The following is a 15,036-nucleotide window of genomic DNA, read 5'->3' on the forward strand; positions in this document are numbered from 1 at the left end:
CATTGATGCAAATTCTTCAACCCGAAGGTTGGGCCAGACCACGCGGTTATTCGAATGGTATTGTAGCTAGTGGGCGCACAGTCTGCGTCAGCGGTATGATAGGTTGGGATGCACAAGGACAATTTCATACCGATGATTTTGCCGGGCAAGTGCGTCAGGCCTTGCTTAATATCGTGGAAGTATTGGCACAAGCCGATGCTAGACCAGAGCATATCGTGCGCATGACCTGGTATGTGACTGATAAAAAAGAATATGTTGATGCCTACAAAGAAATCGGCGTTGCTTATTGCGATATCATTGGCAAGCATTACCCAACGATGACTGCAGTGCAGGTGGCTGCGTTGATTGAAGACCGCGCTAAAGTAGAAATTGAAGTCACGGCGATTATTCCGGAGTAATTTATGTTGCGAGTCATTGCGGTGGTGGGGGCTGGTGCGATGGGCAAAGGGATCGCACAGATCAGCGCTCAGGCGGGTTTTCAGGTGCTATTGTTTGATGTGAACACCGCTGCGGCAGAAAAAGCGAGAGCCGATATTTGTTTGCAGTGGGATAAAATGCAAGACAAGGGCAAGCTCAGTCCGCACTTATGTTCGGCAGCCAAATCTAAGTTGCGGGTGGTTGATACCTTGTCGGGATTGGCGTCCAGTGATCTGGTGATAGAAGCCATCATCGAGAACCTGGATGTCAAGCGCGATTTATTTGCACAATTGGATGAGGTGGTCAGTGAACATTGCATACTCGCTACCAATACCTCGTCCTTGTCTGTGACCTCAATTGCTGCAAAGACCCGGCTGCCACAACGCGTGGCTGGGCTACACTTTTTTAATCCCGTACCTTTGATGAAAGTGGTCGAGGTCATCCACGGTCTACGTACTGACACGGCAGTGATTTCGCAATTGCGGATTTTTGTGCAGGAAACCGGACACACCCCAGTGTTGGCCAAGGATACCCCAGGATTTATCGTCAACCACGCCGGACGCGCCTATGTGACCGAAGCGCTTAAAATTCTTCAAGAAAATGTCGCCGATGTCAGTGTTATCGATCAAATCATGCGTAGCGCAGGTTTTAAATTGGGCCCGTTTGAATTGATGGACCTGACCGGGCTGGACGTGTCGCATCCGGTAATGGAAGCAATTTACCAGCAATACTATCAAGAGCCACGTTATCGCCCTAGCCAGATAGCGGCGCAACGCTTGCAGGCAGGTTTATTAGGACGTAAAAGCGGTGAGGGTTTTTATTCCTACCCAACGACCCCTGATCTATCTCCGACGATTCCTGAGTCGGTGGATGCGCGTTGGCATATTCCGATCTGGATTAGTCGGCAAGATACCGAAGCGCATGCCTTGTTATCTGCATTTTTTGCGCACTGTGATATGCCGCTTGATACCAGCACTTCGCCCTCTGAACACGCTTTGTGCATCGTCACCCCCTTTGGCGAAGATGTCAGTACCTGTGTTGTACGAGAAGGACTGGATGCGCGCCGGACAGTGGGGGTGGATACGATGTTTGCAAGCGATGTATCAATGACAGTCATGCTAAATCCCGCGACCGATGCGCATTTGGCGCAACAATTGAAAAGAAATTTGTCAGAATTCAATTGTATTGTCCATTTGATACAGGATAGCGTTGGTTTTGTTGCTCAACGTATCATCGCCAGTATTGTCAATGTCGCCTGTGATATGAGCCAACAGGCTGTTTGCAGCCCGGCCGACCTTGATTTGGCAGTGGTATTAGGGCTGGCTTATCCTGATGGCCCATTAAGCTGGGGCGACAAATTGGGTGCTTCGCGTATACTATTGGTATTGCGGAATATGCTGGACAGCACCGGCGACCCGCGTTATCGTCCTAGTCCTTGGCTGGTACGCAGGGTGCAATTGGGCTTGTCTTTATTGCAGCAAGCGCAAGATGCCAAAAATTGATGTATGTTCAGCTTTGCTTGCTTCGTGATTGTTTCGCTATACCGTAAAAAATTAACACAAAAAATATTCAGGAGAATTAGATGGCTAAGGCAGTATTTAGTTGGGAAGACCCTTTGTTATTGTCCTCGCAGTTGACGGACGAAGAGCGCATGGTGCAAGACGCTGCGCGCGCCTACAGTGAAGAAAGACTCGCACCACGAGTGCTGGAAGCTTTCCGCCACGAAAAAACTGACCCTGCCATCTTCAGAGAAATGGGCGAACTTGGTTTACTCGGTTCGATGATCCCCACCGAATACGGCGGAGCTGGCCTCAATTATGTATGTTACGGTCTGGTCGCTCGCGAAGTCGAGCGCATCGATTCTGGCTATCGCTCAATGATGAGCGTACAAAGTTCCTTGGTCATGGTGCCGATCAATGAATTTGGTAGCGAAGCGCAAAAACAAAAATACTTGCCTAAACTGGCAACCGGTGAGTGGATAGGTTGCTTTGGTTTGACTGAGCCAAATCATGGTTCCGATCCTGGTAGTATGGTGACCCGCGCTAAAGCCGTGCCAGGTGGTTACTCTTTGTCTGGCGCCAAAATGTGGATCACCAATAGTCCTATCGCAGATGTTTTCGTCGTGTGGGCGAAAACTGATGACGGACGTATCCGCGGCTTTATTTTAGAAAAAGGCTGGAAAGGTTTATCTGCCCCGGCAATCCACGGCAAAGTGGGTTTGCGCGCTTCGATCACTGGTGAAATCGTGATGGACGAAGTGTTCGTGCCAGAAGAAAACCTGATGCCGCACGTAGAAGGCTTGAAAGGCCCGTTCACTTGCCTCAATTCTGCACGTTACGGTATCGCATGGGGCGCATTGGGCGCGGCAGAGTTCTGCTGGCATACGGCGCGTCAATACACCATGGATCGTCAACAATTTGGTCGTCCTTTAGCGGCTAACCAATTGATCCAGAAGAAGCTTGCCGACATGCAAACTGAAATCACGCTGGCGCTACAAGGCTGTCTGCGTTTAGGTCGTATGAAGGATGAAGGTACTGCCGCTGTCGAAATTACGTCGATCATGAAACGTAATTCTTGCGGTAAATCATTGGATATTGCCCGCATGGCGCGCGATATGCTCGGTGGTAATGGTATCTCCGATGAGTTCGGCATTGCCCGTCATCTGGTGAATCTGGAAGTCGTGAACACCTATGAAGGTACGCATGACATCCACGCGCTGATACTTGGTCGTGCGCAAACAGGTATCGCTGCATTCTAAAATTTCTGCTTCATTGTGAGTGAAACAAATAAGGCAATTACTGACCAGGTAATTGCCTTATTTATTGTCTTATTTATTGCCTTATTTATTGCCTTACTTTTATGCTTGTAAAGACTTAGCCAGCCTGATTGGCGCTAGCACGATTGTCCTTTACTAGTCGCATCGGTGACGCAAATAGCGCAAATATAACGATCAACATCAACATAGCTCCACAAACAAAGAATAACTGTGTCAGTTGCAGACTACGCATCATCCAACCAGATAGTGCGGCCGATATCGGCCCTATACCCATGAAGATAAACATAAACATACTCATTGCCCGGCCCAGCAGGGCAGGTGGCACCTGCGTTTGTATCCAGGTGAACACCGCGACATGCAGATAGCCACCAAGACTGGCTATCGTCAATAATATCAACACCGCTTGCCAGCTAGATTGCACCAAACCTAAAGGCATAAACAAAAGTGCAATGATAAAATCAATCAATAACATGGTGCCACCCAGCGTGCCAAAACGCAGATTGGGTTTGATGCCAGAAACTGCCATACCTAAGAGTGTTCCTGCACCGTGAGCACCCGCTAATAAACCAAAAGTGCCAGCGCTGTTGTTAAGCTTGGTCGCTAGCAGAGGCATCGCAATTTGCATAGGTCCCATAATAAAAAAGGCGATGGCTGACCAATACATGAAGCAAGTACGTAACTCTTTTTGTTGCCAGCAAAATTGTAAACCTGTGAAGACATTCTTTAAGATACTCACAGCGTCAGATTTATTCTGCGCATCGTCTCTGGTTATCACTTTGTTTAGGGTCCATGCTGAAATCGCATAACTGGCGCAATCCAATAAAAACGCCGCACTGAGCCCAGTTGAGTCTTTAATTCCGGCATTCTCTGATTGCCCACATATCGCAATCAATATACCTGCCATGACGGGACCTAAAAACATACTGACCTGACGTATGCTCAGCGTAATGCTGTTGGCTATTTGAAGCTGCGACAGAGCGACCACGCGCGGGAGCATCGATGTTCCGGCCGGTATGCTAAATGCTGTAGAGATGCCCAGGCTGAGCGCCAAAGCGTACACCATCCATAGACTCAAATGGCCAGAGAAAACTAAACCTGCAAGTGTGGCGAGCAATACGGTATTGATGCACTTGGTGATCATCATGACGCGTTTAGGCGAATATTGATCAACGATGGCGCCACCGATAAAAATAAACAATGCACGAGGCACACCTAACATTGCCAGCACGATTCCTAAGATGAAGGTGTCGCCAGTCATTTTTAACACCAGCCATGGCAGAGCGACCATAGTGAACTGATCGCCCAACATGGAAATCGTACTCCCGCCGATCAGCCAGCGAAAATTCTTATCACTAAATAGAGTTGCTTTTGCCGTTGTCGTTGTCGTTGTCGTTGCAGTTGCTTTTGCTTCTTTTTTTATTTGTGGCTGCATGATTTTTCCTTTAATTCGATTGTTGTCTGATTTCTGCTTCCAAATAAACCAGGCCTTGTCTGGCATAAGTCATCAGTTCCTGGGTTATGCTCCCACCCAACAAGACCCCGCTTTCTTTGGTATGAATTTCTCTCACTTTCGCAATGGTTGCCATGTCACCACCCCACGCGTCTAAAAATAGGCTGCGCCATTTTCTTAATACCGTGAGAGTTTGCGTAGAGGTAGCGGGTATGCCAGCTTGTATGAGTTCACGCACTTCTGAAAAAATTAAATCCCACTCCAAAGAGTGCTTTAGCATTGAACTCCGGAAGCAACGCAATTCGTGCTCACTCAGATATTTTCTGTAAATGCTGTAACGCACTTCAATACTGGCTTGTGTAATGAAATCCATCAATTCGTTGTCGACGCCAGTCAGTGTTTGTAGCGAAGGCTCATTTCTGTGCATCTTGGTAATAATAGTGAGATAGCGTGGAATTGATGGCATGGTCTCATTCATCGTCGTAACCCACCGCACCGCCAGATCTTTCGCCTTTGCATCATCCGGGCGTATTCCAGCCTGCAATAATTTTTTGGCTTCTTTGATCAATTCTTGCATGCGCAAATCCGGAGAGACACTCCCATTTTTATGGTGCCTTAGTTTATGCAGGTCTTCCCGCGTAAAATATTTATCGGCGATACTCATCATTTCCATTACGCCTAACCAGTAATCAAGTTGTGGTTCCTGGTTGGCGTTAAGCAATTCCTGAAGATGTTGAAGCTGGTCGCGTAAAGCAATGCTGCTGGCAATTTGTTGTTCCAGCATAGCCAACTGTTCAGAGACAACATTCTCCAGCCCGACTTGATCTTGCTCTACCAGTGTGGCAATCTCAGCCAGGGACAAATTCAGGCGGCGTAAAGCCTGTATTCGATGCAGGCGAGTAATATCGTCACGGTTGTACAGGCGGTAATCAGACTCAGAGCGTTCTGACGGGCGTAGTAGCCCGATTTTGTCGTAGTGGTGCAGAATGCGTACGGTCAAGCCGGTACGTTTTGCAAGTTCACCAATTTTTAATAACATGGCAAGTCTCCATTGATTTTGCGAGACTATAAAGCCTGACACCGTGTTATGGTCAAGCACATTTTTAGGTGAATCCTGATTAAGCTACAGTGCTCGCGACCTATGATCTGAGAGTAAAGAAAATATGCATCCCGATAAAGTTGACCGCCAGCGTCTTAAAAAATTAACTGACTTACCTAATATTGGTAAAGCGGGCGCAGATGATTTAAAGATTCTTGGTATTGATACGCCAGATCAGTTAGTCGGGCGTTGTCCTTATGAACTATATGAGAGTTTGTGTCGGCTGACAGGCAAGCAACACGACCCATGCGTGATCGACGTCTTCATATCGGTCACCAGGTTTATGAATGGCGAACCAGCGCTTGTCTGGTGGGCTTATACGGAAGAGCGCAAGCTGACGCTTGCTAATGGTTGATTGTCTTTGCGGTGATGGATGCCAGATGGTGCTAGCGAGAGCGCTTTTTGCCATCTGGCTTTATTGGTGCCGAAAAAACTTAGTGCTTAATTTCAGTTGGTGTGACTGTGCCTTCGGCTAACGTTTTAGCAACGAATAACTGCGTGCAATCAACCTGGTCAAAGCCGTAATGTTTTCCGCAGAAATCGCAATTAATATCAAGTCTGCCGATCTCGGCTATCGCTGATTCTACTTCTGCCTGACCTAACATTTTGAGCATATCGCCGACTTTTTCACGCGTGCAGCTGCAATGGAAAACCGGATGCAGAGGATCAAATACGCGTAAAGTTTGTTCCCAGAACAGGCGATGCATCAGTGTTGCAATATCGGTGCTTAACAGCTCTTCGTGTTTCAAGGTGTCGCCCAGCATGACAGCGTGGCTCCACATGTCTTCGCCATCTTCTGCTTGCGCGCCCGAACCGCCGATTTCTGGTAGTTTTTGCAATAGCATTCCGCGGGTGACTTTTTCATTTGCCGCGAGCCAGAGTTTGGTGTCGAGCTGCTCCGAGCGCAGCATGTAATTTTCAATCACGGTCGCGACGGTGTCACCGTCTAACGGGACAATCCCTTGATAAGCCTGCTGCCCTGGCATTTTGTCATTCGGATCAAGGGTAATCACGAAGCGTCCTTGTCCATGGGCATGAACGAGTTCTTTCAGTGTTTCGTGATCTTCGATAACGGCGTCGTCAGCTAATTTTGCGGTTGCTCTAATGCGCAGATCTGCATCACATTCAACAACCATCAACTTAACCGGACCATCACCGTGAATTTGCATAATCATGGTGCCATTAAACTTCAGATTGGCTGACAGTAAAGCAGAAGCTGCCATCAGTTCACCTAAAATGGTTTGCACGGCTTTTGGGTAGACTTTATGAGACAACATCTGTTGCCATGAAGATTCCAGTTCAACCAGCTCGCCACGGACGCCAGCGTTTTCGAACATGAATTTTTGTAAGGTGTCAGTCATTTTTTTACTTTTTCTAAAACGAGTAATTCTTTGTAACGCTCAAGCACTTCTTAAAACATACGAATCGCTGAATTAGTCTATGCGTTTGAGTTCTGTTTTATACAATTGACCACGCATGGCGTAGTTGTCGGTATTCCGGTGCATACCACGAATATCTTGCTCGGTCAGTTCGCGCACTGCCTTGGCTGGTGAGCCTATGATTAGTGAATTGTCAGGGAATTCTTTCCCTTCTGTCACCAATGCACCAGCGCCTACCAGGCAATTTTTGCCGATTTTTGCACCATTTAAAATCACGGCTTGTATGCCTATTAATGAGCCTTCACCGATGGTGCAGCCATGCAACATCGCCTGATGGCCGATGGTGACATTTTTACCGACAACTAAGGGATAGCCGGGATCAGTGTGTAAAATGCAGCCTTCTTGCACATTGCTATTTTCACTGATCGTAATTAATTCATTGTCTCCGCGGATGGTAGCATCAAACCAAATGCTGGCTTTGGCTTCGATTTTGACTTTGCCTATAATTTTGGCGGTGTCAGTAATATAAGCTGAGGCATCGATATCTGGTGCAATGTCGCCTAACTGGTAAATGGGCATATGAATTCCGTAAAATAGAGGCTGAAAAGGGGTGAGGCAAAAGCGCCCCAGCTTCGCTGTGTGCCAAGCGCGTGAATTGCATGCAGCTGAGCTGCTATTTTAACGCTGCCTTAGCACTTACGTCAGATTTAACAAAAAATGAGTATTTTGAAAACGGATTTTTAATGGAATTACGCGCTACCGCCTTGCAAGCTTTACTTGCTACCGACACTGATACCAAATGCGCACTATTGTCTGCCATTCCTGATGATGTGCTGGTTGATTGTGAGAAGCAATTCGCTGTACCAGTTGGCATACCTGGCCGCCCAGAGAAACCAGAACTGATTGCTCCAGGTAAAGTCGGTCGTCGCTCTATGGTAACGGTAGAAGGGCGTGCGATATTGGTTCACGCTCTGGCACATATCGAGATGAATGCAATCAACCTGGCGGCAGATATTTTGTGGCGCTTTGCCGAGATGCCAGAGAAATTCTATCGAGATTGGTTGAAAGTCGCCAAAGAAGAAGCCTATCATTTTCAATTGCTGGAAGCGCATTTGCGCACCATGGGATATCACTATGGTGCTTTTCCTGCGCACAATAGTTTGTGGGAAATGGCAGAAAAGACTACGGATGATTTACTTGCTCGTCTGGCATTGGTCCCACGCACTTTAGAAGCACGTGGTTTGGATGTCACTCCAGGTTTGTCGGCAAAATTAGCGCAAGCCGGAGACAAGGCGGGTGCCGATATCCTCTTGATTATTTATCGTGATGAAATTGGCCACGTGGCGATAGGGAATCATTGGTATCAAAGTCTGTGCGATGCCCAGGGAGTCGACACGATAACAACGTATTCACGTTTGGCAGCGCAATATCAAGCCCCTAAATTACGCGGACCATTTAATCTCGATGCGCGTAAAGAAGCGGGATTTAGTGAAGCTGAGTTGCAGGCGTTGGAAACATGAAAATCTTGTCACGAAGTTTTTTACATTGATTGATCTCGTTGTGCTCGGGAGCACCATTCGAAATTCTGCAGTCCACCCATTCAAATCGACCTCTACACCAAGCGGGATAAAAATGAGGCTCTTCTCGCTGATGCCAGTCTTAGTTTAGTTCGTACCATCGGGTGTTGGCCAGGCTTGCATCGTTAGTTCCACGATTCGTTCTAACGCTGTTAAGCTAGCGCCATCATGCGCTTGTACCGCCATGCCTTGTATCGCCATTGCAATGTACGCGGCTAGTGCGGAGGCATCTGTTTGCGCAGCTAATTCTCCAGCATCGATGGCGAGTTCCAGACGTTTCCGTATTGCTGTTTGCGCAGTCAGGCGAGCGTTGCGTGTTGCTTCGGCAATTGCTACATTATCAGTGGCACTATGTATATTCGCCGTCGAGACCATGCATCCCGCGGCATGCCCGATACTTGTAAATTGAAGTGCTGCGCCATTTAATAGCGTAACAATTGCCTCCTTGGCTGGGGTGGCCGCCGTAAGGGCGGCACTAAAATAGCTTGCGTGTTGTCTTTGGTAGTGCGCCAGCGTTTCAAGGTAGAGCTGGTCTTTGGAGCCGAAGGCAGCGTATAGACTGGGTGCAACAATTCCCATTGCGGCGGTCAATTGTGCGGTTGACGTTCCTTCGTAACCATGGCGCCAAAACAAATCCATTGCAATAGTCAACGCTCGTTCGCGATCAAATACGCGTGGTCTGCCCGCACTTCGCTTGGCTGCAATTTCTGTCATGGCTATTTCCTAAGATTAATTTATTTCCCGACAAGTGGTAATGTCAATTCCCTTATATTATAGCGTTCACTAAATAATTCTTGCGAAATTTATCGACAGCCTTTAATATGTAGTGATCACTATATAAATGTTGAGGAAAATCTTATGCTGACACGTCAATACGAATTAAGCCCCGGTAATCACTACGCTCAATTGAAAATTGGAACACGCGAACTACCTGGTCTGAGTCCGACGCAAATACTTATACGCGTAGGAGCCGCCAGCTTGAATTACCGTGATTTGTTGATTCGGAAAATGCAGGATGACAACCAGCCTCATCTTGTTCCTTTGTCGGATGCGGCGGGCACGGTCGTGGCTGTCGGCAGCGCAGTGGCACAATGGCGTGAGGGCGATAGAGTCAGCCCTGGTTTTTTTGCTGATTGGGTTGCTGGTGCGTTTCGTTTGCATCACATGGCTTCAGCGCTAGGTGGCGGACAAACCAATGGCGTGTTGGCCGAATACATCGTTGCAGATGAGGCAGCAATTGTTGCCGTGCCTGAGCATCTCAGTTTGGCGGAAGCGGCAACATTGCCATGTGCCGGTGTTACCGCATGGCATGCGCTGTTTGAACGTGGAAATTTGCAAGCAGGTGAAACGGTGCTGGTGCAGGGTACTGGTGGTGTAGCGATACTTGCACTACAGTTAGCTGGCGCACATGGTGCCAAGGTGATTGTTACGTCGTCTTCGGATGAGAAATTGGCTCGTGCTCGTCAATTGGGTGCATGGCAGACAATTAATTACCGGGAGCATGCTGATTGGGATCGTGTTGCGTTGGAGATGACGAATGGAACAGGCGTCGATCATATTCTTGAATTGGGTGGTCCGGACACGTATTCACGTTCACTTAAAGCCATCGGCTATGGTGGACGTATTGCACAGATAGGTGTATTGAGTGGATTTGACGCAGCACCGCACATCACGCCTATGCAATTTAAAAATGCTAGTATTAACGGCATTTGTGTTGGTTCGGTTGCCCACTATGCACGTCTGAATCAATTCATCAGTGAGCACAAGATCCATCCTCTGATAGACCAGTCCTTTGCGTATGAAGAAGCGGACGCTGGATATGCCGCACTGGCAGCTGCGGGACATATGGGCAAGTTGGTTATCAACGTTGACTAAGCAGGTGCTTTTACGCAATTTCACTCACGTTAAAGTGCCACAGAATTAACGAGTGAGACATTTTTTGCCTCACTCGAAATTACGTGCCAGAAGCTTATGTGTGTATCAGTCGGCCACCACCAAACGACCAGTTTTCCCACGCTGTTTCCTTAAAACAGACCATCACATTTTCTGTATTGAGACCAGCATTATTGAGGAGTTGCATCAACTCGGTTAATAGTTTTTTCTTCACCTTGGTGCTACGGCCGACTGACCAGAGAATCTCTATCAAAACGAAGTCATCGTTGCGTTCACTGGTGAGGTCCGGGTAACCGGGGTCAAATCGAAAATCCTCTGCATCGAGCTCAATCACGCGTTGGAATTTATCGGTCACAGGCACGCCCGATGACACTAAGGCGGTATGGATGGCGTCAAGTACCAGCGTCTTAAATTTTCCAGGCTTTGGTTTGCGAACAGTAATGGTCACTAATGGCATATTGATTTTCCTTCTGTTGGGTTGAAGAATTACAAACCTAACTCACTCAGGCTTGGGTGATCATCCGGGCGGCGTCCTTGTGGCCAGTGAAACTTGCGTTCTGATTCTGATATCGCGAGATCGTTGATGCTGGCATAGCGTTTTTGCATCAGCCCGTGTTCGTCAAATTCCCAGTTTTCATTCCCGTAGGAACGGGTCCAATTGTTATTCTGATCTTTCCATTCGTAGGCAAAGCGCACCGCGATACGGTTAGCTTCATACGCCCATAACTCTTTAATCAAGCGGTACTCGATCTCGCGTTCCCATTTATGGCACAGGAATTCGACGATTTGCGCACGGCCGCGCGGGAACTCTGCACGGTTACGCCATTCGCTGTCGATCGTATATGCCAGGGATACCTTAATCGGGTCACGACTGTTCCAGCCGTCCTCGGCCATGCGCACTTTTTGCATTGCCGTTTCTCTCGTAAATGGTGGTAACGGGGGGCGTGATTGGTTGGCTTGAGTCATGGCGATCTTCCTTTCTTGTTTTTAAAAATTACACTGTGGTGGTTTACAACTTTTCTGACTAGATATCTAGAACCAGTTTCTGAGATTTCGCCCTTGATACGCAAATACACATACTATGTTTGTGTTCTTCATTACTTAGTACCGAATCCCTATGGTCAGGTGTGCCTTCCAGGACTTTGACGCTACAGGTGCCGCAGTTACCAGCTTCGCATTCAGCATACACTTCTACGCCAGCGGCGCGAGCCGCATGCAAAACCGTTTCGTCAGCGCGTACCATGATCGTCTTTTTACTACGACGCAGCTCAACCCTGATTTCTTGATCCTGGTCGGAAATGATCGCGGCGAATCGCTCGAAATGTACCCGGTTTGCGGCAATCCCTAGTTCCTGGGCTGTTGCCACCACCGCATCGATCAATGTTGTTGGTCCGCACACATAGAATTCTGTATCTGGTGCGGCATCAGATAAGACGCTACTCAGGTTAAGGCGCAAACCTTGGTCGCTGGGGTAGATATGCATCGCAGACCCAAGTTCACGTTTTAGGCGGTCGCTGTATGCCATCTGCTTGAGGCTTCTCCCCGCGTAATGCAGATGGACGGATTGATCCTTAGCTTTCAATTCTTGCGCCATGGCCTTTATTGGCGTGATGCCTATGCCACCAGCGATTAAAATTGCGCTTGTGATATTGAGGTGCAAAGCAAAATTATTGCGCGGCAGATCGCATTGCAGATGCATGCCTATTTCGTAAAGCTGATGGACGGCGATGGAACCGCCACGACCATTTTCTTCGCGCAATACGGCAATCTCGTAGATATCCCGGCGGGATGGGTTAGAGCAGATCGAATACTGACGAGTTTCGCTAGTCCCATCAGCCAGCATCACTGGTACGCGTAAGTGCGAGCCAGCCGTTACTTTTGGCAGATCGCCACCATCGGGGCGACGAAATTCAAACGCTCGCACTCTGGGCGTGAGCTGACGGATGCCTGTGATAACCAGTTCTAAATTGCCATTACCCAGAGAAGTTGGCTTCGTGGAGATGGTTTGCGTGTGCTGTGCTGTTGCTTTTTTCAGATCATCGTTGAGTTGACGGTTCTGCTCTACCAGCTCCGCCATATAAGCTTGTACCTCTTTTTCGGTAAAGCGCGGCGTAATGTGTTGTGGGCAGTTCCACTCTATCGCTTCAACCGTGATGACGACACCGCGCTCGATGCGGGCGCGGTAGCTACCCATCTCGAGTTGCGCGATCAATTGGGGTTGATCCCGCTCATGCACGATCTTGGCTGTGCCCCATATCTTGAGGCGACGGCGGTTGGCATAATCCATTAATATTATTGAGATGCGATTTGTCGCATTGATGTTGCCTACGCTGATGTACTGTGCGTTACCAGAAAAATCAGCGTAGCCTATGTTTTTTTCATCGAGTACTTTTAAGAATCCCGCCGGACCGCCGCGATGTTGTACATAGGGCCAACCATTTTCTGAAATGGTCGCTTGATAAAAACTGTCGCGTGCCATGATAAACTCGGCATCACGCTGCTCGAGAAAATCACGTTTCTCCGCCACTTGTTCAAAACCACGATTCGCCTCCCGGCTGCCGTAAAGACTCTGTGCCGCTTTGACACTTGGGGTAAAAGTAATATCGGCAAATGCCCGTGCCATAGAGTTACTCCTCGGTACACCTGTTAAATGAAAGGACGTTCATTGGGTGACAGGTGCTTGACGTAAGTGGATTGAATTTACAGGCTGACTTTAGGGAAATCAATTTCCAGGCGTGCTGCTTTACCCAGTATGGTTGTTAATAAAGTCATTCCTACGTGGGTAATCACCTCAACAATATCTGACTCAGAATAACCAGCATCGCGCATCTCGACTAACTCAGAGGTCGTTACTTCACCTTGATGTTCGACCAAGGACTGTGCAAATCTTACGATGACCGCTGCTTTGGTATTGTTGCTGGTACCATTGCGGTTCGCTTCCATTTCTGCATAATCTAATCCTGTACCGCGGCCAATTGCAGTGTGGGCGGAGACGCAGTATTCGCAAGAATTTTTTTGTGCGACCGCCAAAGCAATACGCTCACGCGTCTGCGCGTCTAAACTGCCTTCGCCAGCAATGCTATGCAATCCTAAAAAGGCGCGCAAAGCAGAAGGGGAGTTGGCAAACACTTTGAGAAAGTTAGGTACCATGCCCAACTTAGCTTGAATTGCCATCAGCAATTCTTGTTGTTCGGAGGTGGCTGTGGCTGTAGTGACAATATTGATGCGACTCATAATTCTTCCATTCAAAGTTAAGAGGGGTGCTGTAAAGCGTAGGACGTACTTTGAAGTATTCCGAGAGAAAGGAGAATGCTCGTTTAAGAGAATTAATTATTTCGATATGCGGAATAATCGATTCAGAATAGCCATCAACGAAATGAGTGTGCGGCAAGCCTGATGAATGAATTGCCGCCGTCGGCGTAGGACGCACCCAAATCTTTTTGGTCGTGAACGAGCTCTGAAATATCGGAATTGAAATTCGAATACAAAAAATACTCTTTTGATTCAACCTTGAAGATTGCTTTTAAGTTAACGAAGAATGTCGAATAGTTTCTGTCTGGTGCGATTGGATGTTTCTTGAGTTACTGGCGAAAAAGCGAAAAAAAAGCTCTGAAGCCGGTATCTTCAGAGCCACATCTACTTATTTTTATGTACATCCAACACTGCGTGAGCAGCTTTTACTTGTTAGTCACCCGCTTTGATGCTGCCTATGCCTTCTACGGATTTTTTGATGGTACGCGGGTGTCCATAATAGGTCAGACTGCCGATGCCTTGTAAAGTTGCATTTAGTTTTTCAAATGCAGTCACGCTAATTGAGCCGATGCCTTCACCGCGCACGTCGACTTCTTGGGCGCTCACGTCTTTTGTATCAATCGAGCCCACCCCTTGAGAGCGAATTGTCAGGTGGCTGACTTTGCCATTGGCCGTCAAGCTGCCAGCACCTTCGTATAATAATTCAAAATTGTCGCTATTGAGATTATTGATTTTCGTTGATCCCGCACCTTGGAAATTGAATTTTTTTAATTCGGGAACGGTGATGATGATTTGGTCGGCATCTGTTATTTTGAGACGTTTACTTTTGTCAGAAATGGTTAACTCATTCCCAACCACGATAGTGCTAAATTTTTCAATGAATTGGGTATCGCCTCTAAGTGTGATCGACTGGGTTTTTCCAACTTCAACGATAATTTTGCAGGCACTTTGGGTATTAATGATGTTGAAGCTTGAGACGTTGCGGATTTGTTCGTCGGCGAGCACATTGGTGCTTAGAAAGCACAAAGTCAGGCTCATTGCTACAGTAGTCAGGATAGGGCGCATGCGTTTCACCTTAAATTTTTTGGAATATTAGATTAGCGTGTTCTGAACTTTCGAGTTCTTTCGTTTCAGAAGTGACTCGAGTATGGCCGATACGTGTCTGATTCACCATCGTCTTGCGACGAATTGCA

The 15,036-nt window shown here is 47.7% G+C and carries 16 protein-coding genes; 6 read left to right on the forward strand and 10 right to left on the reverse strand.

Going from position 1 to position 15,036, the window contains the following annotated elements:
- Window positions 1–5 precede the first annotated feature (5 nt).
- The 3 genes from H8K32_RS05750 to H8K32_RS05760 all read left to right on the forward strand — a co-directional run bounded on the left by H8K32_RS05750 (window position 6) and on the right by H8K32_RS05760 (window position 3,175).
- Window positions 6–398, forward strand: a complete 393-nt coding sequence (locus tag H8K32_RS05750; RefSeq protein WP_186911685.1) for a RidA family protein — start codon at window positions 6–8, stop codon at window positions 396–398.
- Window positions 399–401: 3 nt separating this feature from the next.
- A complete protein-coding gene (locus H8K32_RS05755; protein ID WP_186911533.1) occupies window positions 402–1,919 on the forward strand; it encodes a 3-hydroxyacyl-CoA dehydrogenase in 1,518 nt (505 codons plus the stop codon).
- Between the two features lie 80 nt (window positions 1,920–1,999).
- Entirely contained in the window at window positions 2,000–3,175 is a 1,176-nt protein-coding gene (locus tag H8K32_RS05760) for an acyl-CoA dehydrogenase (protein ID WP_186911534.1), read from the forward strand.
- A gap of 115 nt (window positions 3,176–3,290) precedes the next feature.
- On the opposite strand, the gene H8K32_RS05765 is transcribed toward H8K32_RS05760, so the two are convergent.
- Window positions 3,291–4,625 carry an MFS transporter gene (locus tag H8K32_RS05765; RefSeq protein WP_186911535.1) on the reverse strand — a complete coding sequence of 445 codons (1,335 nt, stop codon included), beginning with the start codon at window positions 4,623–4,625 and terminating at the stop codon, window positions 3,291–3,293.
- 10 nt (window positions 4,626–4,635) lie between these two features.
- Window positions 4,636–5,682 carry a MerR family transcriptional regulator gene (locus H8K32_RS05770; RefSeq protein WP_186911536.1) on the reverse strand — a complete coding sequence of 349 codons (1,047 nt, stop codon included), beginning with the start codon at window positions 5,680–5,682 and terminating at the stop codon, window positions 4,636–4,638.
- A gap of 124 nt (window positions 5,683–5,806) precedes the next feature.
- Between H8K32_RS05770 and H8K32_RS05775 the strand changes: the two genes are divergently transcribed.
- Window positions 5,807–6,097 (forward strand): helix-hairpin-helix domain-containing protein, encoded by a 291-nt coding sequence (locus H8K32_RS05775; RefSeq protein ID WP_186911537.1) that lies wholly within the window; start codon window positions 5,807–5,809, stop codon window positions 6,095–6,097.
- Window positions 6,098–6,176: 79 nt separating this feature from the next.
- On the opposite strand, the gene hslO is transcribed toward H8K32_RS05775, so the two are convergent.
- Together hslO and H8K32_RS05785 are read right to left on the reverse strand one after the other, a co-directional pair.
- Window positions 6,177–7,103 carry an Hsp33 family molecular chaperone HslO gene (gene hslO / locus H8K32_RS05780; RefSeq protein ID WP_186911538.1) on the reverse strand — a complete coding sequence of 309 codons (927 nt, stop codon included), beginning with the start codon at window positions 7,101–7,103 and terminating at the stop codon, window positions 6,177–6,179.
- A 72-nt stretch (window positions 7,104–7,175) separates the two neighbouring features.
- Entirely contained in the window at window positions 7,176–7,700 is a 525-nt protein-coding gene (locus H8K32_RS05785; protein WP_186911539.1) for a gamma carbonic anhydrase family protein, read from the reverse strand.
- 164 nt (window positions 7,701–7,864) lie between these two features.
- On the opposite strand from H8K32_RS05785, the gene H8K32_RS05790 reads away from it, so the two are divergent.
- On the forward strand, window positions 7,865–8,641 hold the full coding sequence (locus H8K32_RS05790) for a ferritin-like domain-containing protein (protein ID WP_186911540.1): 777 nt from the start codon (window positions 7,865–7,867) through the stop codon (window positions 8,639–8,641).
- Window positions 8,642–8,785: 144 nt separating this feature from the next.
- On the opposite strand, the gene H8K32_RS05795 is transcribed toward H8K32_RS05790, so the two are convergent.
- Window positions 8,786–9,412 carry a TetR/AcrR family transcriptional regulator gene (locus tag H8K32_RS05795; protein ID WP_186911541.1) on the reverse strand — a complete coding sequence of 209 codons (627 nt, stop codon included), beginning with the start codon at window positions 9,410–9,412 and terminating at the stop codon, window positions 8,786–8,788.
- 144 nt (window positions 9,413–9,556) lie between these two features.
- On the opposite strand from H8K32_RS05795, the gene H8K32_RS05800 reads away from it, so the two are divergent.
- Window positions 9,557–10,573 (forward strand): zinc-dependent alcohol dehydrogenase family protein, encoded by a 1,017-nt coding sequence (locus H8K32_RS05800; RefSeq protein WP_186911542.1) that lies wholly within the window; start codon window positions 9,557–9,559, stop codon window positions 10,571–10,573.
- A 94-nt stretch (window positions 10,574–10,667) separates the two neighbouring features.
- On the opposite strand, the gene H8K32_RS05805 is transcribed toward H8K32_RS05800, so the two are convergent.
- The 5 genes from H8K32_RS05805 to H8K32_RS05825 form a co-directional block, all read right to left on the reverse strand.
- Window positions 10,668–11,048 carry a tautomerase family protein gene (locus H8K32_RS05805; RefSeq protein WP_186911543.1) on the reverse strand — a complete coding sequence of 127 codons (381 nt, stop codon included), beginning with the start codon at window positions 11,046–11,048 and terminating at the stop codon, window positions 10,668–10,670.
- Between the two features lie 29 nt (window positions 11,049–11,077).
- Window positions 11,078–11,557 (reverse strand): nuclear transport factor 2 family protein, encoded by a 480-nt coding sequence (locus tag H8K32_RS05810; protein WP_186911544.1) that lies wholly within the window; start codon window positions 11,555–11,557, stop codon window positions 11,078–11,080.
- A gap of 58 nt (window positions 11,558–11,615) precedes the next feature.
- The gene (locus tag H8K32_RS05815) at window positions 11,616–13,214 is read right to left on the reverse strand and encodes a 2Fe-2S iron-sulfur cluster-binding protein (RefSeq protein ID WP_186911545.1); all 1,599 of its coding nucleotides are present in this window, start codon (window positions 13,212–13,214) and stop codon (window positions 11,616–11,618) included.
- Window positions 13,215–13,291: 77 nt separating this feature from the next.
- Window positions 13,292–13,825 (reverse strand): carboxymuconolactone decarboxylase family protein, encoded by a 534-nt coding sequence (locus tag H8K32_RS05820; RefSeq protein ID WP_186911546.1) that lies wholly within the window; start codon window positions 13,823–13,825, stop codon window positions 13,292–13,294.
- Window positions 13,826–14,275: 450 nt separating this feature from the next.
- Entirely contained in the window at window positions 14,276–14,908 is a 633-nt protein-coding gene (locus tag H8K32_RS05825; RefSeq protein WP_186911547.1) for a GIN domain-containing protein, read from the reverse strand.
- Window positions 14,909–15,036: the final 128 nt, after the last annotated feature.

The sequence above is a fragment of the Cognatundibacterium jejuense genome, from assembly GCF_014284255.1.
GTDB classification, from domain to species: Bacteria; Pseudomonadota; Gammaproteobacteria; order Burkholderiales; family Burkholderiaceae_D; genus Undibacterium; species Undibacterium jejuense.

Coding starts and splice junctions, on each gene's coding strand:
- H8K32_RS05750 (WP_186911685.1), top strand. CDS start 6: ATGCAAATTCTTCAACCCGAAGGTTGGGCCAGACCACGCGGTTATTCG.
- H8K32_RS05755 (WP_186911533.1), top strand. CDS start 402: ATGTTGCGAGTCATTGCGGTGGTGGGGGCTGGTGCGATGGGCAAAGGG.
- H8K32_RS05760 (WP_186911534.1), top strand. CDS start 2,000: ATGGCTAAGGCAGTATTTAGTTGGGAAGACCCTTTGTTATTGTCCTCG.
- H8K32_RS05765 (WP_186911535.1), bottom strand. CDS start 4,625: ATGCAGCCACAAATAAAAAAAGAAGCAAAAGCAACTGCAACGACAACG.
- H8K32_RS05770 (WP_186911536.1), bottom strand. CDS start 5,682: ATGTTATTAAAAATTGGTGAACTTGCAAAACGTACCGGCTTGACCGTA.
- H8K32_RS05775 (WP_186911537.1), top strand. CDS start 5,807: ATGCATCCCGATAAAGTTGACCGCCAGCGTCTTAAAAAATTAACTGAC.
- hslO (WP_186911538.1), bottom strand. CDS start 7,103: ATGACTGACACCTTACAAAAATTCATGTTCGAAAACGCTGGCGTCCGT.
- H8K32_RS05785 (WP_186911539.1), bottom strand. CDS start 7,700: ATGCCCATTTACCAGTTAGGCGACATTGCACCAGATATCGATGCCTCA.
- H8K32_RS05790 (WP_186911540.1), top strand. CDS start 7,865: ATGGAATTACGCGCTACCGCCTTGCAAGCTTTACTTGCTACCGACACT.
- H8K32_RS05795 (WP_186911541.1), bottom strand. CDS start 9,412: ATGACAGAAATTGCAGCCAAGCGAAGTGCGGGCAGACCACGCGTATTT.
- H8K32_RS05800 (WP_186911542.1), top strand. CDS start 9,557: ATGCTGACACGTCAATACGAATTAAGCCCCGGTAATCACTACGCTCAA.
- H8K32_RS05805 (WP_186911543.1), bottom strand. CDS start 11,048: ATGCCATTAGTGACCATTACTGTTCGCAAACCAAAGCCTGGAAAATTT.
- H8K32_RS05810 (WP_186911544.1), bottom strand. CDS start 11,557: ATGACTCAAGCCAACCAATCACGCCCCCCGTTACCACCATTTACGAGA.
- H8K32_RS05815 (WP_186911545.1), bottom strand. CDS start 13,214: ATGGCACGGGCATTTGCCGATATTACTTTTACCCCAAGTGTCAAAGCG.
- H8K32_RS05820 (WP_186911546.1), bottom strand. CDS start 13,825: ATGAGTCGCATCAATATTGTCACTACAGCCACAGCCACCTCCGAACAA.
- H8K32_RS05825 (WP_186911547.1), bottom strand. CDS start 14,908: ATGCGCCCTATCCTGACTACTGTAGCAATGAGCCTGACTTTGTGCTTT.